The organism is Streptomyces sp. SID12501, from assembly GCF_010550245.1.
GTDB lineage: Bacteria > Actinomycetota > Actinomycetes > Streptomycetales > Streptomycetaceae > Streptomyces.
The window spans coordinates 118958-140536 of the sequence record NZ_JAAGLU010000013.1; the positions used below are offsets into that span (position 1 = coordinate 118958).

Here is a 21579-nt window from a genome sequence, read left to right on the forward strand (position 1 = left end):
CTCTCCATGACAGACGACGGAGCGGTGAGACGAGTGGAAACGGGCGGATCGGCGGCGTACTGGTCCGCCGGGAGTCAGATCCTTTGGCGGTACCGCGAGAACTCCGGCGAGCGCTTCCACATCGTGCGTCCCGTCACCGTCGTACGGGACGATCCCGAGGTGCTCGCCGTATGGATGGCCCCGGGTACCGAGTGTGTCAAGCCCGTGCTCGCCGACGGTACGCCCGTGCATGTGGAGCCGCTGGAGTCGCGGTACACCAAGCCGCGGACCGTGCAGCGCGACCGCTGGTTCGGCACCGGGGTGCTGAAGCTGGCGCGGCCCGCCGAGCCCTGGTCGGTGTGGCTTTTCTGGGAACCGGGCTGGCAGTTCAAGAACTGGTACGTGAACCTGGAGGAACCGCTTGCCCGTTGGGCCGGCGGGGTCGACTCCGAGGACCATTTTCTCGACATCACCGTGAATCCCGACCGGACTTGGGAATGGCGCGACGAGGACGAGTTCGCGCAGGCCCAGCAGGCCGGGCTGATGGACGCCCAACTGGCCGCGCGGGTAAGGGAAGCGGGGCGTTCGGCGGTGGACGTCATCCATGACTGGGGGGCGCCGTTCGCGGATGGCTGGCAGCACTGGCGCCCGGATCCGTCATGGGCTGTACCGTCACTGCCGGAGGACTGGGACCGTACGCCCGCGCACATGTCGTCATGAGACCCTTGATGCGCCCCCGGTACACAACCGTAGGATCGTCCTCCGCAAGGGCGCACAACCGTAACTGCCGGAAAGTGCGCCGGGCCTGACCATACGTCACCGAGGGGCGGCAGGACGTGAGCGAGGGGTACGAGGGCAGCACCGGTCCAGGCCGACCAGGGCACGCCGGTGCACCAGGAACAACCTCTGACCACGCCGGTTTTCCGTTCCTGGGGCATGTATTCCGGGTATCGGGAAGTCGGCGGGACCAACTGCGTGAACAGCGCGCAGCCCCGGACGGATGGATTCGACACGCGTGACGGAGCAACCCACCTCGCACGAGCGCAGTCGGCCGGGCACCGGCCGGCCGGACATCCCCGCGGACACCCGCGGGGCGCTTCTGCGTTCCCCGGAGGCGGCGGCTCAGCCTCTGCCGAAGCAGACGACAGGGACGGCAGGGGCCGCCGGTGGACTGGAGGCCGCCCCCGGCTCCGTGACAGGCTCCGAGAGCCCCGAGACCGTCGGTGGCGCCGGTAGAGCCGCGCACGACGCGGGAACAGCGGGAACAGAGGCGGGAACAGGCGCGATGGCATCCAGCTCGGGTACTGGTACCGGTACGTCCGGCTCCACCGGCCCCAACTCCGCCGGTCCCCCCGCCACCCCCGGGGCCGAGCACTCGCAGCCCGACCATCCGTCATCGACCGAGCCCGACGCACACCGCCCGCGTCCGGCGCCGGACAGCATCCCGGTCCAGCCGGGCGCCGAGACGGCCCGCCCGGGCACGGAGAACCACACGACGGAGCACCACGCGAGCGGGAACGGTCCCGCGGACGGCGACAGCGCCGACCCGGCCACGAGCGTCCTCGCGGGCAAGGAGCGGCGTTCCGGCCAGGGCAACCCCGCCGGCACTCCGCTGCCGATGCGGCGCGACGGCGACCGGCTGCGGTTCGTCGGCGCCGCCACCCGGCGTATCGCGCGGGGCATCGACCTCGACGAGATCGTGATGGGGCTGTGCCGGGCCACCGTGCCGACGTTCTCCGACACGATCCTCGTCTATCTGCGCGACCCGCTGCCGGTCGGCGACGAGCGGCCCACCGGCCCGCTGGTGCTGCGGTTGCGCCGCAGCGACCGGCTGCCGCAGGACCGGGACACCGAGAACAGCTTCCTGGCCACCTCCGCCGTCCCCCAGCCGCCGCCGTCCGAGCTGTCCCCGGTCAGCGCCGAACTGTGCGAGGTGCGTCCCGGCGGCGCGCTCGCCGAGGTGCTGCGCGGCGTCCGGCCCGTCTTCGCGGACGCGCCCGCCGCCCGCGCGGCCCTGCCCGAGCTGCTCGGTGAGGGCTGCGAACTGGACGTACCGGACGGACAGCGCGCGATCCTCGCCCCGCTGCGCGGCCGACGGCGGGTCATCGGGGCCGCGCTGTTCCTGCGCCGCCCGGAGCGGATCCCGTTCGAGACGGACGATCTGCTGGTCGCCGCCCAGCTCGCCACCCACAGCGCCCTCGGCATCGACAAGGCGGTGCTGTACGGCCGCGAGGCCTACATCGCCGACGAGCTGCAGCGCACGATGCTGCCGGAGACCCTGCCGCGGCCTACGGGTGTGCGGCTGGCGTCCCGGTACCTGCCCGCCGCCGAGACCGCCCGCGTCGGCGGTGACTGGTACGACGCCATCCCGCTGCCCGGCAGCCGGGTCGCGCTCGTCGTCGGCGACGTCATGGGGCACTCCATGACCAGCGCGGCCATCATGGGCCAGCTCCGGACGACCGCGCAGACCCTCGCCGGGCTCGACCTGCCCCCGCAGGAGGTCCTGCACCACCTCGACGAACAGGCCCAGCGGCTCGGCACGGACCGCATGGCGACCTGCCTCTACGCGGTGTACGACCCGGTATCGCACCGGATCACCATCGCCAACGCCGGCCACCCGCCGCCCGTCCTGCTGCACCTGGGCGGCCGGGCCGAGGTGCTGAAGGTGCCGTCCGGCGCGCCCATCGGCGTCGGCGGTGTCGACTTCGAGGCCGTGGAGCTGGACGCGCCCGCCGGCGCCACCCTCTTCCTCTACACGGACGGGCTCGTCGAGTCCCGGCTGCGGGACGTCTGGACCGGCATAGAGCAGTTGCGCGAGAAGCTCGCCGCGACCGCCCAGCTGACCGGACCCGACCATCCGCCGCCCCTCGAAGCCCTGTGCGACGAGGTCCTCGACATGCTCGGCCCGGGCGACCGGGACGACGACATCGCACTCCTCGCCGCCCGCTTCGACGGCATCGCGCCGAGCGACGTCGCGTACTGGTACCTGGACCCGGAGGACGCGGCGCCCGGCCGGGCCCGTCGGCTCGCCCGGCGCGCGCTGTCCCGGTGGGGTCTGGAGGACCTGACGGACTCGGTGGAGCTGCTGGTCAGCGAGGTCGTGACGAACGCGGTGCGCTACGCGACCAAGCCGATCACCCTCCGGCTGCTGCGGACCGACGTACTGCGCTGCGAGGTCGGCGACGACGTGCCGCAGCTGCCGCGGCTGCGGCAGGCGCGGGCCACGGACGAGGGCGGCCGGGGACTGTATCTCGTCAACCGGCTGGCCCGGCGCTGGGGTGCGACCCGGCTGAGCACGGGGAAGGTGGTCTGGTTCGAGCTGAACCGGACGTGAGGATCGGTCGCGCGTACGTACGACCTGTACGAGAGAGGGCTCCCGGTGATCACCGGGAGCCCTCTCTCGTGCGTACTGTCTGCCCGCCCGTCCGCTACTGCTCGTCGTCCGGGTCCGTCGGCTCCAGGGTGATGCCCCCCGCTCCGCCCGTGGGGGTCACCGCCGGGCTCGACGGGGTCGCAGACGGCGTCACAGAGGGCGTCACCGACGGGGTCACGGACGGCGTCACGGACGGCGTCACAGAGGGCGTCACCGACGGGGTCACGGACGGGGTCGCGGACGGCTTCACAGAGGGCGTCACCGAGGGCGTCACGGACGGGGTCACGGACGGCTTCACGCCCGCGCCCAGTGTGGTGTCCAGGTCGAACTTGGTCACCTTGCCCATCGTGCCGAAGGTGTACGTCGCCCAGATCTTCGCCGGGTAGCCACCGCCGTTGATCCGGCCGCCGCCCGCCTGGATGAGCCCCGTGGCGCCCGTCAACGAGACCTGCTTGTTGGCCTTCGTGTCCTCGCCGAACAAGCCGACCGAGGTGACCAGACCGGGCGTGTAGCCCGTGAACCAGGCCGACTTGTTCTCGTCGGACGTACCCGTCTTGCCGGCCACCTGCTGGCCCTTGCGGTTCTTCGCCTGGGCCACCGAGACCTTGGCCGTACCGTCGTCGACCACGCCCGTCAGCACCGAGGTGACAGCGTCGGCGGCCTCGGGGGTGATGATCTGCTCGCCGATCGGGGAGTCGAACTTGACCGTACGGTCCTTGTGTTCGGCCGACTTGATGACGGCCGGGGTGACCTTGCGGCCGTGGTTGTCGAGGGTGGCGTAGACGGCGGCCATCTCCAGCGGGCTCGCGCCCATCGTGCCGAGGGTCTGCGCGGGCACCGCCTGCAACCCCTCGGTGTCCAGGCCGAGTTCGTCCGCGACCTTCATGACCTCGGACATCCCGACGTCGACGCCCATCTGCGCGAACACCGAGTTGATCGACTTGTTCATCGCGGTCTGGACGGTGACGTCACCGTAGTCCGAGTCGTCCTCGTTCGGCGGGCCGAAGCCGACCTTCCTGTCGCCGTCCACGACCTGCCGGCCGCTCGTGCCGTCGTAGATCGTGTCCGGGGTGATCAGGTCGCCGTCCTGCGTACGCGCCTTCTCCTCCATGGCCGCCGCGAGGATGATCGGCTTGAAGGTGGACGCGGGCTGGTAGTCGCGCCGGGTCGCGTTGCTGATGAAGTGCTTGAAGTAGTCGATGCCGCCGTACAGCGCGAGCACCCGCCCGGTCTTCGGGTCGACGGACGCGGCCCCGGCCTGGACGTTGCCGTCGACCTTGCGCTTCTTCGCGTCGAGCTTGCTGGTGAGCTGGCCCTTGACGGCCGCCTCCAGCGCGGTCTGCTTCTTCCGGTCGATGTTGAGCGTGATCGTCCAACCGCCCGCGTTGACCAGCGCCCTGGCGTCGTCGGTGTCGTTGGCCGTTCCCTGCGCGACAAGTTGCCTGGCCAGTTCGTCCTTGGCGGCCTCGACGAGGTAGCCCGTCTGGCCCTCCAGACCCGGGGCGCCCTTCGGGTCCTTCGGCACCGGGAACTTCATGGCGTCGCGCTCGGTCTTGTCGAGCCAGCCCTCCCCGACCATGTTGTCGAGTACGTAGTTCCAGCGGGCGGTGACCAGCTTCTTGCCGGTGGCGGAGGCGACGGCCCAGTCGTACTGGCTCGGCGCCTGGAGCAGTGCGGCGAGGTACGCGCCCTGCTCGACGGTGAGCTTCTTGGCGTCGACGCGGTAGTAGGCCTGGGCGGCGGCCTGGATGCCGTAGGAGTCGCGGCCGTAGTAGTTGGTGTTGATGTAGCCGGCAAGGATGTAGTCCTTGGACCTCTGTTGGTCCACCTTCAGCGAGATGACCAGTTCCTTCAGCTTGCGTGTGATGGTCTGGTCCTGCTCCAGGTAGTAGTTCTTGACGTACTGCTGGGTGATCGTCGAACCACCCTGCTTGCCTTTGCCGGACAGCGTGTTGATCAGACCGCGGGTGGTGCCCTTGAGGTCGACGCCGGAGTCCTTGTAGAAGGACTTGTTCTCGGCGGCGACGAAGGTCAGCTGGACCTTCTTGGGTACCTCGGACAGGTCCACGATCTCGCGGTTGACCGTGCCGGTGCGAGCGAGGGCGGTGCCGTCGCTGTACTTGAAGACGTTGCTCTGCAGCTTCGCGGCGTCGTTGCCCGCGGCGGGCACGTCGATCGTCAGGTACAGCACCATGAAGGCGCCCATGCCGAGCAGCAGGAAGCCGAAGAACGCGCCGAGGACCTTCTTCCAGGTGAAGAGCCGGCGGAGAAAACTCTTACCGTCCTTACCATCCTTGCCGCCCTTGCTGTTCTTGGCGCTCTTGCCGCGCGCAGCCGCCCTGCTCGCCGCCCTGCCCCCGGTCACCGGCTCGGTCACCGGCTCGGTCGCGGTCGCGAGCCCGCCCTCGGTACCGGTCTCCGCTCCGGTCCCGGTCTCGGTCGACGCATCCCCGGAGGAGCGCTTCGGCGCCGCGCGGCGGCCACCGCGATGCTGCCGCGCTCGTCTCTCGTCCGCTCGTCCCATGGGTTACTTCGCTCCGCTTCCTACTTCGCACAGGTTCATGGCACAGGTCAGCTCAGAAAACTAACACCGGCGCATAAGACGACGAGCTTTCGATCCCCCTTTTTCCGGACGTGACAATCAGCACCTGCCCCACTGGAACCGACTACTGGGGGCTGCGGAAGGTTGCCGTGCACGCTAAAGTGATATCACTTAGCTAGAACGATGCTAGGTTCTGGCCGCGACGGCCAGGACAGCTCCGACAGCTATGACAACCATGAAACGGGGGCTCCACCCATGACCACAGACGGCTCCACTCCGACCACCGATCCCGATGTCGATCTGCCCGACATGCCCGACCCGCAGGTCCGGGAGTTCACGGCCCACAGCATCGGGGGCGGACTCGCACTCCTCCTCGGGCTGACCGGACTCCTGGTCGCCGTCGTCCTGTTCGCGGCCGGTTCGGTGAACCCGGGCTTCGCCGTGGGGGGTGCCGTCGTTCTCGTCGCCGCCCTCATCTCGCTGCGCGGGCTCAACACCGTGGCGCCCGGCGAGGCCCGGGTGGTCCAGCTCTTCGGGCGGTACCGGGGGACGATCCGGCAGGACGGGCTGCGCTGGGTGAACCCGTTCACCTCGCGCACGAAGATCTCGACCCGGGTCCGTAACCACGAAACGGCCGTCCTCAAGGTCAACGACGCCTACGGCAACCCGATCGAGCTCGCCTCGGTCGTGGTCTGGAAGGTCAAGGACACCGCGCAGGCGTCGTTCGAGGTGGACAACTACATCGAGTTCGTCGCCACCCAGACCGAGGCGGCCGTCCGGCACATCGCCATCGAGTACCCGTACGACGCCCACGAGGAGGACGGGCTCTCGCTGCGCGGCAACGCCGAGGAGATCACCGAGAAGCTGGCCGTCGAGCTGCACGCGCGCGTGGCGGCGGCCGGCGTGCACATCATCGAGTCCCGCTTCACCCACCTCGCGTACGCTCCCGAGATCGCCTCGGCGATGCTTCAGCGGCAGCAGGCGGGGGCGGTCGTCGCGGCGCGGCGGCTGATCGTCGACGGCGCGGTGGGGATGGTCGAGGCCGCACTGGCCCGGATCGCCGAGCAGGACATCGTGGAGCTGGACTCCGAACGGAAGGCGGCGATGGTGTCGAACCTGCTGGTGGTGCTGTGCGGCGACCGTGCGGTGCAGCCGGTCATGAACACGGGGTCCCTGTACCAGTGAGCGATCCCTCCGGGGGTTCGGCCGCCGAGAACCCCGAACGCCCCGCGCGTCGGCCGCAGCAGCAACGCAAGCAGGTGCTGCTGCGGCTGGACCCCGCCGTGCACGACGCGCTGGCCCGGTGGGCCGGGGACGAGCTGCGCTCGGCCAACGCGCAGATCGAGTTCGTGCTGCGGCGGGCGCTGGCGGAGGCCGGTCGGCTGCCTGGAGAGACGGGACCCATCCCGCGCCGTGGGCGGCCACCCGGGGGCTCCGCCCCCAGACCCCCGTCGGCCTGAAGGGCCTCGTCCTCAAACTCCCCCAGAGGGGGGACCCCCGGACGGGCTGGATATGCCCGTCCGGCGTCGCGAGGGTGACCCGACGCCGGGGGCCCGTCCCGCGAAGGCCCCCGGTGACAGAACCGTGACAATCGGCTCCCACCTGCGCACTCGCGTGCCCGGCCGCCCCTCCCCATGATCTATACACGGCACGTATACACACCACGTATACCCCGTGCGTATAGTCCTCCCCATGTCCATCGGTCACACCCTTCTGGGACTCCTGGAGTCCGGCCCCCGACACGGTTACGACCTGAAGCGGGCCTTCGACGAGAAGTTCGGTCAGGATCGCCCGCTGCACTACGGGCAGGTCTACGCGACGATGTCCCGGCTGCTGAAGCACGGGCTCGTCGAGGTCGACGGGGTCGAGTCCGGCGACGGGCCCGAGCGCAAGCGGTACGCGATCACCGACGCCGGGATCACCGACGTGGAGCAGTGGCTCGCGACGCCCGAGAAACCCGAGCCGTATCTGCAGTCGACCCTCTACACCAAGGTCGTCCTCGCGCTGCTCACGCACCGGAACGCCGCTGACATCCTCGACACCCAGCGCGCCGAGCACCTGCGGATGATGCGCATCCTCACCGACCGCAAGCGCCGGGGCGACCTCGCCGACCAGCTCGTCTGCGACCACGCCCTGTTCCACCTCGAAGCCGATCTGCGCTGGCTGGAACTGACCGCCGCGCGCCTCGACAAACTCGCTCTGGCGGTGACGTCCCGATGACCTCTCCGAAGACCGCTCCTCCCGGTTCCCTGCTCGTCGCGAGCGAGCTGCGCAAGGCCTACGGCCCGACCAACGCGCTCGACGGCGCCGAGTTCTCGATCCACCCCGGCGAGGTCGTCGCCGTGATGGGCCCGTCCGGGTCCGGCAAGTCGACCCTGCTGCACTGTCTCGCCGGGATCGTGCCGCCCGACTCGGGGTCCATCACGTACAACGGGCGCGAGATGGCCGGCATGAGCGACGGGCAGCGGAGTCAGCTGCGGCGCACCGAGTTCGGGTTCGTGTTCCAGTTCGGGCAACTCGTGCCGGAGCTCACCTGCGTCGAGAACGTCGCGCTCCCGCTGCGCCTGAACGGGACCTCCCGCAAGGAGGCCGAGCGGACCGCGCTGTCCTGGATGGAGCGGCTGGAGGTCGACGACCTCAAGGGCAAGCGGCCCGGCGAGGTGTCCGGTGGGCAGGGTCAACGGGTGGCTGTCGCAAGGGCGTTGGTCACCAGCCCGCGGGTGCTGTTCGCCGACGAGCCCACCGGCGCCCTCGACTCGCTCAACGGCGAGCGCGTGATGGAGCTGCTCACCGAGGCGGCCAGGTCGACCAACGCCGCCGTCGTGCTCGTCACGCACGAGGCACGCGTGGCCGCCTACTCGGACCGCGAGATCGTCGTACGGGACGGGAAGTCGCGGGACATGGAGCGCGTCGTATGAGCGCTCGATGGGGGCACCTCCCGCGCGAGCGAAGCCGAGCGTGGGGGAGGACGAGGGACCTGGGCATGGGGGTCCGGTTCGCCTTCACGGGCGGGCGCGAGGGCTGGGGGCGGGTCCTACTGACGGCCGTCGGGGTCGGGCTCGGGGTGGCACTGCTGCTGCTGACGACCGCCATCCCGAGCGCCCTGTCGGCCCGGGGTGAACGCGGGAGCGCCCGGACGAACATCATGTACGTCGACAAGCAGATGCCGAAGGCCGACAACACGCTGATCGTCGCGAGCGTCGACACAACCTTCCGCACGGACGACATACACGGGCGGGAGCTGGAACCCGAGGGGGTACGAGCGCCCCTGCCGCCGGGGATCGACGGTTTTCCCTCGGTCGGGGAGATGTACGTCTCGCCCGCTCTCGAACGGCTGCTGAAGTCCGGCGAGGGCAAGGTGCTGCGGGAGCGGCTGTCGGACCGGATCGTCGGCACCATCGGCGACACCGGGCTCCTCGGCCCGGCCGAACTCTCCTTCTACCGGGGTGGCGAGGGCCTCGAAGAGCACTTCGATGTCGGTGTGGTGACGCGGATCAACCGGTTCGGGGAGCTGCATCCGTCGTCCGAGGGGATGGACCCCATCCTGATCCTGCTCACCCTCGTCGTCTTCGTGGTGCTGCTGATGCCGGTCGGCGTCTTCATCGCCACGGCCGTACGGTTCGGCGGTGAGCGGCGCGACCGGCGGCTGGCCGCGCTGCGGCTGGTGGGCGCCGACGGCGGGATGACCCGGCGGATCGCCGCGGGCGAAGCGTTCGCGGGTGCCACGATCGGGCTCGTCTTCGGCAGCGTCTTCTTCCTGATCGGCCGTCAGGCCGCGGGCTACATCGCCGTCCTCGACATGAGCGTGTTCCCCAGTGACCTGAATCCGGCGCCCGCGCTGGCCGTCCTGGTCGCGGTCGCCGTGCCGTTGGCCGCCGTGCTGGTCACCCTGTTCGCGCTGCGCGGTGTGGTGATCGAGCCGCTCGGCGTGGTGCGTACGGCCCGGCCTCCGCGCCGTCGGCTGTGGTGGCGGCTGCTGCTGCCGCTGGGCGGGGTCGCGGCGCTCTCCCCCATGATCGGGCAGGGCGACAGCGCCGGGCAGTTCAACGACGTCCTTGTCATCATCGGTGTCTCGTTGCTGCTCATCGGGGTCACCGCGCTCCTGCCCTGGGTTGTCGAGGCAGTGGTCGCCCGGCTCGGCTCCGGCGGGCTCTCCTGGCAACTGGCCGTCCGGCGGCTCCAGTTGAGCAGCGGTTCGGCGGCCCGCATGGTGAACGGCATCGCGGTGGCGGTGGCAGGTGCGATCGCGCTGCAGATATTCTTCGCCGGGGTCTCCGGCGCCTACACGACCGCGTCGGACCAGCACCTCGACCGGGCCCAGATGGAGTTCAGCGTTCCCGACAACGTCTCGCCGGCCTCGGCGGCCCAGGAACTCACCGGCGCCAAGGGCGTACGGAAGATCACCATGATCTCCTTCGCCTCGCTCGGCGAGAAGGCCAAGTCCTCGGAAAGCTACGTCGAGGTGACCATCGGCGACTGCGCGACACTGCGTGAGGTGGGCCATCTGCCCTCGTGCCACGACGGCGACGTCTTCACCGTGCGGGGCGCCGAGTACGACACGGAGACGCCCCGACTGGTCAAGCCGGGCCGGGAGTTGTGGATCAGCCCGACCGCCACCCGGACGACGAAGCCGTCGGTCGCCTGGACGGTACCGGCAGGCCTCAAGCAGGCCGGCGTGCGCGAGGACCCGTCCGGGGCCAAGCGCGGCGGCATCCTGGCCACTCCGGGCGCCATTCCCGAGGAGACCGTCGCGGAGGCCGCCGGACAGATCTTCATCGGCCTCGACCCCGAGGTGGCGGACGCCCCCGACCGGGTCCGCAACGCGGCGGCGCGGATCGACCCCCTCACGGAGCCCTACACCTGGACGTCGAGCAACCGCACCAAGCAGTTCAACTCGATCCGCACCGGACTGTTCGTCGGCGCCACCTGTGTCCTGCTGCTGATCGGGGTGAGCCTGCTGGTCTCCCAGCTGGAGCAGCTGCGCGAGCGGCGGAAGCTGCTGTCGTCCCTGGTCGCCTTCGGCACCCGGCGGCGCACGCTGAGCCTGTCGGTGCTGTGGCAGACGGCGATCCCGATCGGACTGGGGCTCGTGCTGTCGTCGGTGGTGGGACTGACCCTGGGCGTCGTCCTGCTGAAGATGACGAGCAGGTCGATCGGCATCGACTGGGCCGCCGTACTGACGATGACCGGCATCGGCGCGGGCGTGTCGCTGCTGGTGACGGTGCTGAGTCTGCCGCCGCTGCTGCGGCTGATGCGGCCGGAGGGCCTGCGCACGGAGTAGAACCTCCCGCGCACACCCACCGCCCGCCCACCGCACGGGCCCACGGGCCCACGGGCCCCTCCCCCGGACCTCGGTCTCCTGGGGAGGGGCTCGTCCGCGTTCCGATCGGCGGCTGGTCAGCTGGTCAGCTGGTCAGAGGCTGTACTCCTTGACCACCCGCCGTACCTGGGCGAAGAGCATTCCGACGTTGACGGCCTTGCGGCAGACGACCACGGCGACGACGTCCTGCTGCTCGTTCAGCCGCACGAACAGGTGAGTGAGGTTCTCGCTGTTGACGAGGATCTCCTGGAAGAAGTGCTGGTCGCTGGGAGTGCCCCGCCGTTCCTTGAACACGTCCTCGATCATCACGACCGTACGGCCCTGGAACAGGTCGAGGGTCGCGCCCGCCAGCAGGTCGAGGACCTCCGGCGGATGGTTGTCGATCGTCTCGTACGAGAGCAGCATCCCGGTGGACATGTCGACCACCCCCGACGCGACACACTCGGGGGCATCGGTACGGAGTGCCTTGACCAGGCTCATGACCTGGTCGGAGAAGCCTGTGGTCATGCGTTTCGTCCCCATCCTTTCCTTCACGCTCCTTCGGTCGCCACGACGGGGTCCGCCGCGGTGAGGATCGAGCCGATACGGCGCAGCGCCGGCTGGGTCGCGCGGTGCAGCTGGTCCAGGTCGACACCCTCGTCGCCGAGTACGACCATCAGCGCGGTGTCCCCGACCGCGTAGAACGCGGCACAGCCCTGGCTGCCGTAGGTGACCGTCCGGCGCAGGGTGCCCCGTCCGGTCGCCTGGGCGGCCCGGCGGGCGAGGCCGAGTCCCGCGGCGGCGATGGCGGCGAGGCCCTCGGGGTCGATCGACGCGGCGGTGTCCGCCGCTATGAGCAGTCCGTCGGTCGCGGCTATCGCCGTGTCGGTGATTCCGTCCACCTTTTCGCGCAGGTCGCGCATTTCCATGGCCAGCGCTTTGTGGTCCATGTATTCAACTCCCCTATGGGCTTCTAGGAATTTCCATGAGTTCCGTTCCGCATGCGGAAGAACCCTTTCCAGCTCGACCCGCGCTTTTCCGGGGCGAGAGATTCGGTGATGCCACTGGCGCCGGGATCGCGGCGGGGCAGGATGGGAGCGGGAGCGCGCGGCAGCGCGTCGGAGGCGAGGACGGCTGCCAGCGCGGCGACAACCGCGGGGTCGACGTACGGGGGCGGCGGAGGTGGCGGTGGCGCGGGCGGCGCCGGTGGCCTGCGCTGCCGCAGGCCCTCCTCCGGCAGCCGTACGACCGGGAGCGGCGCGGCCCCCGCGTCGCACTCCAGGAGCCCGGCACCGAGCATCCGCGCCAGCTCGACCGTCACCGTGTACACCCCCCGGCCGGTCCGGAACGCGAGGTCACGGGCGGTCCGGCGACCGTCGGCCTGGGCCAGCAACTCCTGCTGTACGGGGGTGAGTTGCCCCTCGCTCACGGCGACCGGCACCGAACTCGGGCTCGGGCGCTCACGGTTCGGGCGTACCGGGTGGGGCAGGGCGGCGAGGGCGGCCAGTTTGCGGTTGGCGTCCTGGAGGAGGCGGATCGGCCCCTCGCCCACCGGAACGGGGGCGAGCGGCTCGGCCCCGGGGTCGCGCTCGCAGGTGTCCACCCGGCCGGCGACGACCGCGAAGACGGCGTCCCGTAACGCCATCATGCAGACGACCCGCAGCTGGGCGGCGCCCGCGTACCCGTGCCTGATCAGTTCCGCGCCCGGCCAGCGCGCTCCCCCGGCCTCGCGCACCAGCTCGGCCCAGTCCTCACCGCTGATCCGGCGGGAGCGCAGAAGCAGGGCCTCCGGGCCCGGGGCGCCCGGGCTCTCGACGCCGACGACGAGTCCGCGCCGGAGATGGAAGGTCCCGCCGGGACTGCCGGTTGCGCGCAGCGCCCCGGTGAACTCCTCGCGCCCGCATTCGGCCAGGGCGTTCAGCAGCAGGTCGTAGCCGATCCGGCCAAGGGAATCCGGAGATGCGTGTGCGGATACGGAATCGCGGATGACCGACATCACTCCCCTTGGCCTTGCTCATCGGCATTTCGCACATACGCCTGACGCGTAGCACTGAGGGGGTATGTGTATCAGTCCGGGCGCATATTCAGACCGGGGTCTTGTTACCTGACGGAAGTTGAAATCTCTCGCCGTTCAACGGTCTTTGTTCGACGCTCATTTGATCGAACTGTCACCTGTTTCAGTCATCTGTTCAGTCGCCCCACACCCGTACCGGCAACGGCCTCAGCGCCTCCCGCAGGGCCGCCGCCAGTTCCTCGTACTCCACGCCCCGCACGGCGCCCGCGCGCATCGCGAGGCCGATCCGGCGGGTCGGGGCCGGGGCGGCGAAGCGGCCGGTGCTGAGCTGGTCGCTGCGGCCCGTCTCGACCTTGACGGCGGTGTGCGGCAGCAGCGTCACACCGAGGCCGCCGGCCACGAGCTGGACGAGGGTGGACAGACCGGCGGCCGTGGTGGAGGCGGGGGCGTCCGCACGCCCGGCCTCCCGGCAGATGTCGAGCGCCTGGTCGCGCAGACAGTGCCCTTCGTCCAGGAGGAGCAGGTCGAGTTCGCGCAGCGCCTCGCGCGGGATGTCCGTATGCCCGCCGAGGGGATGACCGAGGGGCGTGACGAGCACGAAGTCCTCGTCGAATAGGGGGAGTTCGAGGATGCCGGGCAGCCCGGTCGGGACGGCGATCAGAAGCAGGTCGAGGCGGCCGGTGGTGAGTCCGTCGAGGAGTCCGGCGGTCTGCTCCTCGTGGACCTGGAGGTCGAGGTCCGGGTAGCGGTCGTGGACGAGGCGCAGGACGGTGGGCAGGAGGTAGGGCGCGACGGTCGGGATCACCCCGAGCCGCAGGGCCCCGGTGAAGGGCGCGCGCACGGCCTCGGCCTCCTCCATCAGCGCGGCGACCGACTCCAGCACGGCCCGGGCCCGTACGGCGAGCCGCTCACCGGCGGGCGACAGCAGCACCTTGCGGGTGGTGCGCTCCACCAGGGTGACACCGAGTGCCTCCTCCAGCGCGGAGACGGCACCCGAGAGCGCGGGCTGGCTCATGCCGATCGCGGCGGCCGCGTCCCGGAAGTGCAGATGCTCGGCGACGGCGACGAAGGCACGCAGCTGCGCGAGACTGGGCCGGCGGCGCCCGTCGGTGTTCCTGGCGGCGGCCATGCCCACACCCGTTCCCTTTGACTGACAGGTTCCACTGACAGGTTCCGTCGAGAGCTTTCACTGATAGCTTTCACTGATCAACACAACCGAGTGTAGCGATTCCTCTGATCAATGGTGGTGAGTGGGTATGGGCCTCGCGGAACTGAAGTCCGCCCTGCCGGACTTCGCGGCGGACCTGCGCCTCAACCTGGAGTCGGTCGTCGACCGCTCCGGGCTCACCGGGCAGCAGCTGTGGGGCACCGTGCTGGTGTGCGCGATCGCCTCCCGCTCGCCGCGTGTGCTGCGCGAGCTGGGTCCGGAAGCCAGGACGCGTCTGACGCCCGAGGCGTACAGGGCCGCCCGGTCGACCGCCGCCGTGATGGCGATGAACAACGTCTTCCACCACACCCGCCATCTGCTCTCCGACCCGGAGTACGGGCGGCTGCGCCCCGGTCTGCGGGCGAACGCGCTCCGTGACCCGGGCGTCGAGCGGACCGACGTCGAGCTGTGGTCGGTGGCGGTGTCGGCGATCAACGGCTGCGGCGCCTGTCTGGACGCGCACGAGCGGGTGCTGCGAAGTGCCGGCGCCGGCAGGGAGACGGTGCAGGAGGCGTTCAGGATCGCGGCGGTCGTCCAGGCCGTCGGCACGACACTGGACGCGGAGGCGATCCTCGCCGAGTAGGCGATCACGGGCGGGGCGGCGCGGAACGGGTGACTGGACGCGGCAGGCGGTACGTCCGACAATGGGCGCACCCTCACTCCGTTCGTCGCCGCCTTCGTCGTACCGGCCGCGAGGACTGCCTTTCTCCGACTGAGGGAGCCACCCGCAATGACCGTCGCCCTGGCGCTGATGGCCGCCGTCGCCCTGACCGCCGCCGCTGTCCTGCCACGTGTGCTGACCCGGGCCGGCTGGCCCGACCGGGAACCCGTGCTCGGGCTGTGGGTGTGGCAGTGCCTGGTCGCCACCGTGCTGGTGTGCTGCCTCGCCGCGCTGCTGCTGGGCACGACGGCCGCGTTCGGGACCGTCCGGGCCCACGCCTTCGCCCCGGCACCGCCCTCGGTCACCGCCGCCTACGAGCTGGGGCGGACGCCCGTCTGGCTCACCGTACTGACGCTGCTGCTGGCCTGCGGGGCGGCCTGGACGGTCGCCATGCTCGCCCGGGAACTCGCCGAGGCACGCAGGCGGCGTCGGCTGCGGCGCGTACACCTGCGGGAGCGCGCGCCGGACCTGCCCGCCGGTTTCCCGGCCGCCAAGGGGCCGCTGCTGGTCCTGGAGGACGAGTATCCCGACGCCTGGCTGCTGTCCGGCCCGACGCCCCAACTCGTCGTCACCACGGGCGCGTTGCGCCGGCTGTCCGACCACGAGCTGGACGCCGTACTCGCCCATGAACTCGGTCATGCCCGCGCCCGCCACGACTGGCTGCTGCATCTCTCGCAGGCGCTGGCCACCGGCTTCCCGCGCGTACCGGTCTTCGCGCACTTCCGGGACCAGACGCACCGCCTGGTCGAACTGGCCGCCGACGACACCGCGTCCCGGCGCTGCGGCCACCGCACCACCGCGCTCGCCCTGATCGAACTCAACCGGCACCGGGGCGTGTTGTCCTGCGCCTGCACCCGCGGGCAGCTGGGCGACCGGGTCGAGCGTCTCCTCGCGCCCCCGCCGCGCCTGGACGCCCCCTACCGCGCGGCGACGACGCTCGCGGCGGCGTTGGCGCCGCTGATCCCGCTGCTGATCGCCATGGGCCCGGCCCTGAAGGTGCTCAGCTGACCGATCGGCCCACCGACCGACCGCCTACTGAGCCGGGCCGGACGGCGGAGAGCCCTGTTCGGGCCGTGGAGCCTCGTCGGGCGGCTGGGTCCGGGCTTGCTGCTCGGTCTGCTGTTGCGCCTTCGTCAGGGCGATGTCCACCGCCGTGGCTCCGTGTGGCCGCGGTGAGTGGCGCAGCACGTCCGTCGCGTTGTTGTACGCCTGGGAGTACACGCGCAGATAGCCGACGACCGTGTTCGTCACCGCGACCAGCGGTACGGCGACCACCGCGCCGCCGATCCCCGCCACCATGCCGCCCGCCGCCACGGACAGCACCACCGCCAGCGGGTGGACCCGGACCGCACGGCCCAGGATGAACGGCTGCAGGACGTGACCCTCGATCTGCTGCACGGCCAGCACCACCGCGATCACCAGCACCGCCGTGAAGACGCCCTGGGTCACCAGCGCCACCACCACCGCCAGGGCGCCCGAGGCGACGGCGCCGACGAGCGGGATGAAGGAGAACAGGAAGATGAACACGGCCAGCGGGACGGCCATCGGCACGTCAAGGAAGTAGATGCCGATACCGATGAAGATGGCGTCGATCAGAGCCACTATCACCGTGCCCCGCACATACGCCGTCAGCGTGCGCCACGCTCGCGGGCCCGCGCCGGCGACACCGGGCCGGGCCGCCGCCGGGACCAGCTTCAGCGTCCACTCCCAGATGCGCTTGCCGTCGTAGAGGAGGAAGAGAGTCGAGAAGGCGGCCAGCAGTATGCCGGTCAGCGCCTCGACGATGACCGTGACGCCCTCCAGGCCCATCGACGTGATCGAGTCCGTGTTGGCGCCGACCGCCTCGCGCAGGTTCTCGGCGATCTTGTTGATCTGCTTGTCGGTGACGTGGAAGGGGCTCTTGAGCAGCCAGTTGCGCAGCTCGTCGATGCCGTCCTGGACCTGGTCGGCGAGGTTGTCGATGTTCTCCATGACCTGCCAGGTCACGAACCAGCCCATCAGTCCCATCACGACGAACCCGAGGATCGCGGTGAGCGCGGTCGCGGGGCCGCGCGGCATGCCCCACCGGGTGAGGCGGGCGACCGTGGGCTGGAGCAGTGCGGTGATGAGCAGCGCCACCACGAAGGCGAAGACCACGAGTTGCACCGCGCTGATGACCCGCATCAGCACCCAGAGGGTGCCCGCGAGCACCAGCAGCCGCCAGCCCGCCTCGGCAGCGACCCGTACGCCCCACGGGACGACGTGGGCGGGTTCGGGCCGGACGGCGAGCACGCCAGGACCCGTAGGGGTGGTGGTGGTAGCCGCGCGGGGAGGCTGTTCCTCCGCTTCGAACCCGTGCCGGTGCTCGGGCGGTGAGGTGTCCGGCGGTGACGGAGTGCCGTACGACGGGTCCCCGTCGTCCGCGTGCTCCTTCTCCACCTCGGCCCGGCGTGCGTCCAGCCGCTCACCCATCTCGGTGAGCCGGACACCGACCCGGCCGAGCCACTGCGGCACTCTCGACATGATCCGCCCTCGTCCCCCGTATCTCCCTCTGCCCATCCCTCTCCCCAAAGCCTCCGGAGCCTCGGGAGCAGCGGTCCAACATCCGACCGTACATGGCCGAAGCCCCTCACCGAAGGACGGTGAGGGGCTCGGAAAGGTTGAGACGACTGAGACTCAGTACCAGTTGTTGGCCTGCCAGAAGTTCCACGCGCCGCACGGGCTGCCGTAGCGGCCGTCCATGTAGCTCAGGCCCCACTTGATCTGGGTGGCCGGGTTCGTCGCCCAGTCGGCACCCGCCGAGGACATCTTGGAACCCGGAAGCGCCTGCACGAGACCGAACGCGTCGGAACTGGGGTTGTCCGCCTGGTAGTTCCAGCTGGACTCGTGGTCCACGATGTTGCTGAAGCACTGGAACTGGTCGGCCGGGACGATCTGGCGCGCCATGTCCTGGACTTCGGAGACGGAGTACGAGGCCTGCACCGGGAAGCTGGACGCGTCACGCGTCGCGGAGCGGCTGGCCGCCTCTTCCGCTTCCTTGCGCGCCTTCGCATCGGCCTCGGCCTTCTCGGCGGCCTTCTGCTTGGTCACCGCGTCCTTGGCAGCCTGCTTGCGGGCAGACTCCTCGGCGTCCTTCTTGGCGGTGGCGTCTGCGGCGATGGCCTGGAAGTCGGCCTGCTGCGTCAGGGAGGCGGTCTGCACCTCTGCCTGAGAACCCACGGGAATGTCCGTGAGCAGCGTGGTGTCGGCTACCAAGGCCTCGGCGTCGTTGGGGGTCCCGGTGCTGCCCGAGGCCACACCTGTAACTGCGCCGACAGCGGTGACCGCGGTGGCCGAGGCCACTGCGAGTCCCCGGACCGAAATCCGGCTCACACGGTTTCCTTCCAGCATCGCCCGCTTCGGTGACCCTGGCGGACGCAATCTTGCCCCCAAGACACTGGTCTCCCAACTGCGCGGTCACGGGAGACACGGGCCCGATGGGCAACTCCTTTAAGGGGAGCGCCGCGTGGTGCGCGGGCGGCATACGACGACGGTATGGAGTTGAAGGTGGTGCTTCGGTGCTGCCGTACTACTGGCGGTACAGATGTGTCGTATGCGGGGCCTGACAGGAGTGAGACTCTGCCGCACCCGGACGTCGGGTGGCAATTCTGAGTTGCGTGTGAAAGCTCACACCTCGTTTGCCCCAGGTGATTTGAGGAAAGCCGCAGACGCGGAAGCGCCGCCCGGCTAGGCTCTTCGCCTTTGCCGGACGGCGCCCTTTCTGTGAACTCCACGGCAACCGGGCACAATTGCCCAATTGCCTGATGGGGTCCCTATCCTCCCAACAGGGTCAGATGTGCCCGTCCTCCAGCATTTCGGTCACCAGGGCCGCGATCTGGGACCGCTCGGACCTGTTGAGGGTGACGTGCGCGAAGAGCGGGTGCCCCTTCAGCTTCTCGACGACGGCTACGACACCGTCGTAGCGGCCGACCCGTAGATTGTCCCGTTGCGCCACGTCATGGGTGAGAATCACCCGGGAGTTGGAGCCGATTCGGGACAGCACGGTGAGCAGGACGTTCCGCTCCAGTGACTGCGCCTCGTCCACGATCACGAACGCGTCGTGGAGCGACCGGCCGCGGATGTGGGTGAGGGGCAGCACTTCGAGCATGCCGCGCGCGGTGATCTCCTCGATGACCTCGCGGCTGGTGACCGCGGACAGCGTGTCGAAGACCGCCTGGGCCCAGGGGCCCATCTTCTCGGACTCGGAGCCGGGCAGATAGCCGAGCTCCTGCCCGCCCACCGCGTACAGCGGCCGGAAGACCATCACCTTCTGGTGCTGCCGCCGCTCCAGCACGGCCTCCAGGCCGGCGCACAGCGCGAGCGCCGACTTGCCGGTACCGGCCCGGCCGCCCATCGACACGATCCCGATGTCCGGATCGAGAAGGATGTCGAGCGCGATCCGCTGCTCGGCGCTCCTCCCCTTGATACCGAACACCTCGCGATCCCCGCGTACGAGACGGACGTTGCCCTCGGCCGTGACGCGCCCCAGGGCCTTGCCACGCTCCGACTGGATCGTCAGACCGGTGTGCACCGGCAGTTCGGCCGCCTCGGGGACGAAGACGTGTCCCTCCTCGAAGAGAAGGTCCACCTGTTCGCCCGCCAGGGTCAGTTCGGACATTCCGGTCCAGCCGGAGGAGCCCGTGATGGCCAGCTCCGCGCGGTACTCCTCGGCGAGGAGCCCGACGGACGAGGCCTTGATCCTGAGCGGCAGGTCCTTCGACACGACCGTGACGTCGTACCCCTCGGCCTGCAGGTTGCGGGCGACCGCGAGGATGCGGGAGTCGTTGTCCCCCAGGCGATAGCCGCTTGGCAGCACGCTGGGGTCCGAGTGGTTGAGCTCGACACGGAGAGTCCCACCCAGCTCCCCGATCGGAATCGGGGCGTCGAGTCGGCCGAACCGGACCCGGAACTCGTCCAGCATGCGCAGGGCCTGCCGGGCGAAGTAGCCGAGTTCGGGATGGTGCCGTTTGGCCTCCAACTCCGTGACCACGACGATCGGCAGCACGACTTCGTGCTCCTCGAAGCGGTTCAGGGCGCCTGGGTCGGCCAGCAGGACGCTGGTGTCGATGACATAGGTGCGCCGGTCTGGCATACGGCGCTTTGTGCTGGTCACCACGGAAGGACGTACCCCCTCGGATGAGGTCGGGGAGCGACGAAGGAGATCTGGACCGGTCGACGGCCCCAATGCGCGGGCCGAGAACCGGCCCTCCGCCTGTTCGCCCGTGCTGTGACCACACGGTCGGGCTGGTGCAAAGGGCCTCCCGGGCGGACGGCCCCGTGCCGTCTGCTGAGATACGACACCCGTGGTTCGGGCGTCGACCTGCTTGGCTTATGCCCTCGAACATGCGCGGCCATGCCACACCGCATGGCGGCGCGCTGGTGAACTCCTTGTTACTTCTGTCCCAGAGGGGGTGATTCTCACGCCGGGGGCCACTCGGGGGCGGCCCGGCCGGGGCCCGGATCGGGCCGGGTTCAGCCGCCGAAACGCCGGTGGCGGGCCGCGTAGTCGCGCATGGCGCGCAGGAAGTCGACCTTGCGGAAGGCCGGCCAGAAGACCTCGCAGAAGTAGTACTCCGAGTGGGCCGTCTGCCAGAGCATGAACCCGGACAGCCGCTGCTCGCCGCTGGTGCGGATGACGAGGTCGGGGTCGGGCTGGTCGCTGGTGTAGAGGTGCTTGCCGATCAGGTCGATGTCGACGTTCTCGGCGAGTTCCTCCAGCGAGGTGCCCTTGTCGTGGGCGTCGAGCATCATCGAGCGCACGGCGTCGGCGATCTCCTGCCGGCCGCCGTAGCCGATGGCGACGTTGACCAGTATTCCGCCCGCCACGTGCGCGGTGGCTTCCTCGGCCTCCTTGAGCTGGGTCTGCAGCTGCCCGGGGAGCAGATCGAGGTTGCCGACGTGGTGGACACGCCAGCGGCCGTCGGCGGCGAGGGAGGTGACGACGTTCTCGATGATCTCGAGGAGCGGCGCGAGTTCCTCCGGCGGACGGTTGACGTTGTCCGTGGAGAGCAGCCAGAGGGTGACGACCTCGACATCGGTCTCGGAGCACCAGCCGAGGAACTCCTCGATCTTGTCCGCGCCGGCCCGGTGCCCCTGGGCGGTGGTGGAGCCCGCCGCCTTCGCCCAGCGCCGGTTGCCGTCCACGATGACGCCGATGTGCTTGGGCACCTGGTCGTGGTCGAGGTGGCCCTCCACCCTGCGTGTGTAGACCCTGACCAGCAGTCGGCGCAGGTTGTCGCGCAGGTTCACGTGTTTGTCAGCCCCTCCGTACGGATCGGACAGGCGCGGCCGGACGCAGTCCCTGGCGCGATCCCTGCCCGTGTGGTGGTCCTCGGGGGTGGCGATCCCCGGAGGGGAAGCGTACCGCTGTGGGAAGGGGGTCCTTGCGCCCGGGGGAACCGGGGCCGTGCGCCCGGGAGGGATATGGGTGGGCAAAGGGGACCCTGCCTCCCGAGACGAAGGAGGAGCGGAGTCACGGAGTCACGG

Annotated in this window: 18 protein-coding genes; 9 read left to right on the forward strand and 9 right to left on the reverse strand. The window is 70.1% G+C overall.

The features are described from left to right. The first annotated feature begins 6 nt into the window (after window positions 1-6). Both G3I71_RS17510 and G3I71_RS17515 read left to right on the forward strand, forming a co-directional pair. Window positions 7-699, forward strand: a complete 693-nt coding sequence (locus G3I71_RS17510) for a DUF402 domain-containing protein (RefSeq protein ID WP_203730601.1) — start codon at window positions 7-9, stop codon at window positions 697-699. Window positions 700-979: 280 nt separating this feature from the next. After that, complete coding sequence (locus G3I71_RS17515) at window positions 980-3313, forward strand: ATP-binding SpoIIE family protein phosphatase (RefSeq protein ID WP_164315712.1); 2334 nt, start codon at window positions 980-982, stop codon at window positions 3311-3313. Between the two features lie 94 nt (window positions 3314-3407). Here the strand turns inward: G3I71_RS17515 and G3I71_RS17520 are convergent, their stop codons facing one another. Beyond that, window positions 3408-5876 (reverse strand): transglycosylase domain-containing protein, encoded by a 2469-nt coding sequence (locus G3I71_RS17520; RefSeq protein ID WP_164315713.1) that lies wholly within the window; start codon window positions 5874-5876, stop codon window positions 3408-3410. 273 nt (window positions 5877-6149) lie between these two features. Between G3I71_RS17520 and G3I71_RS17525 the strand changes: the two genes are divergently transcribed. The 5 genes from G3I71_RS17525 (at window position 6150) to G3I71_RS17545 (ending at window position 11175) form a co-directional block, all read left to right on the forward strand. Continuing rightward, window positions 6150-7079 carry an SPFH domain-containing protein gene (locus G3I71_RS17525; RefSeq protein ID WP_164315714.1) on the forward strand — a complete coding sequence of 310 codons (930 nt, stop codon included), beginning with the start codon at window positions 6150-6152 and terminating at the stop codon, window positions 7077-7079. Further along, entirely contained in the window at window positions 7076-7354 is a 279-nt protein-coding gene (locus G3I71_RS17530; RefSeq protein WP_164315715.1) for a hypothetical protein, read from the forward strand. Before G3I71_RS17525 ends, G3I71_RS17530 begins: the two co-directional genes overlap by 4 nt. 232 nt (window positions 7355-7586) lie before the next feature. Beyond that, window positions 7587-8114, forward strand: coding sequence for a PadR family transcriptional regulator (locus G3I71_RS17535; RefSeq protein ID WP_164315716.1), 528 nt, complete (start codon window positions 7587-7589; stop codon window positions 8112-8114). Then, the gene (locus tag G3I71_RS17540; RefSeq protein WP_164315717.1) at window positions 8111-8812 is read left to right on the forward strand and encodes an ABC transporter ATP-binding protein; all 702 of its coding nucleotides are present in this window, start codon (window positions 8111-8113) and stop codon (window positions 8810-8812) included. The genes G3I71_RS17535 and G3I71_RS17540 overlap by 4 nt, the downstream gene beginning before the upstream one ends. A gap of 65 nt (window positions 8813-8877) precedes the next feature. Continuing rightward, window positions 8878-11175: an FtsX-like permease family protein gene (locus G3I71_RS17545; RefSeq protein ID WP_203730603.1), complete on the forward strand. Its 2298-nt coding sequence runs from the start codon at window positions 8878-8880 to the stop codon at window positions 11173-11175. Window positions 11176-11307: 132 nt separating this feature from the next. On the opposite strand, the gene G3I71_RS17550 is transcribed toward G3I71_RS17545, so the two are convergent. From G3I71_RS17550 to G3I71_RS17565, 4 genes are all read right to left on the reverse strand, one after another. Then, entirely contained in the window at window positions 11308-11721 is a 414-nt protein-coding gene (locus G3I71_RS17550; protein WP_343239898.1) for a hypothetical protein, read from the reverse strand. 23 nt (window positions 11722-11744) lie between these two features. Next, the gene (locus tag G3I71_RS17555) at window positions 11745-12143 is read right to left on the reverse strand and encodes a roadblock/LC7 domain-containing protein (RefSeq protein WP_203730605.1); all 399 of its coding nucleotides are present in this window, start codon (window positions 12141-12143) and stop codon (window positions 11745-11747) included. 23 nt (window positions 12144-12166) lie between these two features. Further along, window positions 12167-13189, reverse strand: a complete 1023-nt coding sequence (locus G3I71_RS17560) for a MarR family transcriptional regulator (protein WP_164315720.1) — start codon at window positions 13187-13189, stop codon at window positions 12167-12169. Between the two features lie 193 nt (window positions 13190-13382). Continuing rightward, a complete protein-coding gene (locus G3I71_RS17565; RefSeq protein WP_164315721.1) occupies window positions 13383-14336 on the reverse strand; it encodes a hydrogen peroxide-inducible genes activator in 954 nt (317 codons plus the stop codon). A gap of 127 nt (window positions 14337-14463) precedes the next feature. Here G3I71_RS17565 and G3I71_RS17570 point away from each other — a divergent pair, with 127 nt between their 5' ends. Beyond that, the gene (locus G3I71_RS17570; protein WP_164315722.1) at window positions 14464-14997 is read left to right on the forward strand and encodes a carboxymuconolactone decarboxylase family protein; all 534 of its coding nucleotides are present in this window, start codon (window positions 14464-14466) and stop codon (window positions 14995-14997) included. Between the two features lie 147 nt (window positions 14998-15144). Continuing rightward, complete coding sequence (locus tag G3I71_RS17575; protein WP_164315723.1) at window positions 15145-16083, forward strand: M56 family metallopeptidase; 939 nt, start codon at window positions 15145-15147, stop codon at window positions 16081-16083. 24 nt (window positions 16084-16107) lie between these two features. Here the strand turns inward: G3I71_RS17575 and G3I71_RS17580 are convergent, their stop codons facing one another. The 4 genes from G3I71_RS17580 to G3I71_RS17595 form a co-directional block, all read right to left on the reverse strand. After that, on the reverse strand, window positions 16108-17577 hold the full coding sequence (locus tag G3I71_RS17580) for an AI-2E family transporter (RefSeq protein ID WP_164315724.1): 1470 nt from the start codon (window positions 17575-17577) through the stop codon (window positions 16108-16110). A gap of 153 nt (window positions 17578-17730) precedes the next feature. Beyond that, a complete protein-coding gene (locus G3I71_RS17585; protein WP_164315725.1) occupies window positions 17731-18444 on the reverse strand; it encodes a transglycosylase SLT domain-containing protein in 714 nt (237 codons plus the stop codon). 439 nt (window positions 18445-18883) lie between these two features. Then, window positions 18884-20209 (reverse strand): PhoH family protein, encoded by a 1326-nt coding sequence (locus G3I71_RS17590; protein WP_164315726.1) that lies wholly within the window; start codon window positions 20207-20209, stop codon window positions 18884-18886. 356 nt (window positions 20210-20565) lie between these two features. After that, a complete protein-coding gene (locus tag G3I71_RS17595) occupies window positions 20566-21342 on the reverse strand; it encodes an isoprenyl transferase (RefSeq protein WP_164315727.1) in 777 nt (258 codons plus the stop codon). Window positions 21343-21579: the final 237 nt, after the last annotated feature.

Excerpts from the sequence above, each read along its gene's own strand:
- G3I71_RS17510 (WP_203730601.1), top strand. The coding sequence starts at position 7 with ATGACAGACGACGGAGCGGTGAGACGAGTGGAAACGGGCGGATCGGCG.
- G3I71_RS17515 (WP_164315712.1), top strand. The coding sequence starts at position 980 with ATGGATTCGACACGCGTGACGGAGCAACCCACCTCGCACGAGCGCAGT.
- G3I71_RS17520 (WP_164315713.1), bottom strand. The coding sequence starts at position 5,876 with ATGGGACGAGCGGACGAGAGACGAGCGCGGCAGCATCGCGGTGGCCGC.
- G3I71_RS17525 (WP_164315714.1), top strand. The coding sequence starts at position 6,150 with ATGACCACAGACGGCTCCACTCCGACCACCGATCCCGATGTCGATCTG.
- G3I71_RS17535 (WP_164315716.1), top strand. The coding sequence starts at position 7,587 with ATGTCCATCGGTCACACCCTTCTGGGACTCCTGGAGTCCGGCCCCCGA.
- G3I71_RS17540 (WP_164315717.1), top strand. The coding sequence starts at position 8,111 with ATGACCTCTCCGAAGACCGCTCCTCCCGGTTCCCTGCTCGTCGCGAGC.
- G3I71_RS17545 (WP_203730603.1), top strand. The coding sequence starts at position 8,878 with ATGGGGGTCCGGTTCGCCTTCACGGGCGGGCGCGAGGGCTGGGGGCGG.
- G3I71_RS17550 (WP_343239898.1), bottom strand. The coding sequence starts at position 11,721 with ATGACCACAGGCTTCTCCGACCAGGTCATGAGCCTGGTCAAGGCACTC.
- G3I71_RS17555 (WP_203730605.1), bottom strand. The coding sequence starts at position 12,143 with ATGGACCACAAAGCGCTGGCCATGGAAATGCGCGACCTGCGCGAAAAG.
- G3I71_RS17560 (WP_164315720.1), bottom strand. The coding sequence starts at position 13,189 with ATGTCGGTCATCCGCGATTCCGTATCCGCACACGCATCTCCGGATTCC.
- G3I71_RS17565 (WP_164315721.1), bottom strand. The coding sequence starts at position 14,336 with ATGGCCGCCGCCAGGAACACCGACGGGCGCCGCCGGCCCAGTCTCGCG.
- G3I71_RS17570 (WP_164315722.1), top strand. The coding sequence starts at position 14,464 with ATGGGCCTCGCGGAACTGAAGTCCGCCCTGCCGGACTTCGCGGCGGAC.
- G3I71_RS17575 (WP_164315723.1), top strand. The coding sequence starts at position 15,145 with ATGACCGTCGCCCTGGCGCTGATGGCCGCCGTCGCCCTGACCGCCGCC.
- G3I71_RS17580 (WP_164315724.1), bottom strand. The coding sequence starts at position 17,577 with ATGTCGAGAGTGCCGCAGTGGCTCGGCCGGGTCGGTGTCCGGCTCACC.
- G3I71_RS17585 (WP_164315725.1), bottom strand. The coding sequence starts at position 18,444 with ATGCTGGAAGGAAACCGTGTGAGCCGGATTTCGGTCCGGGGACTCGCA.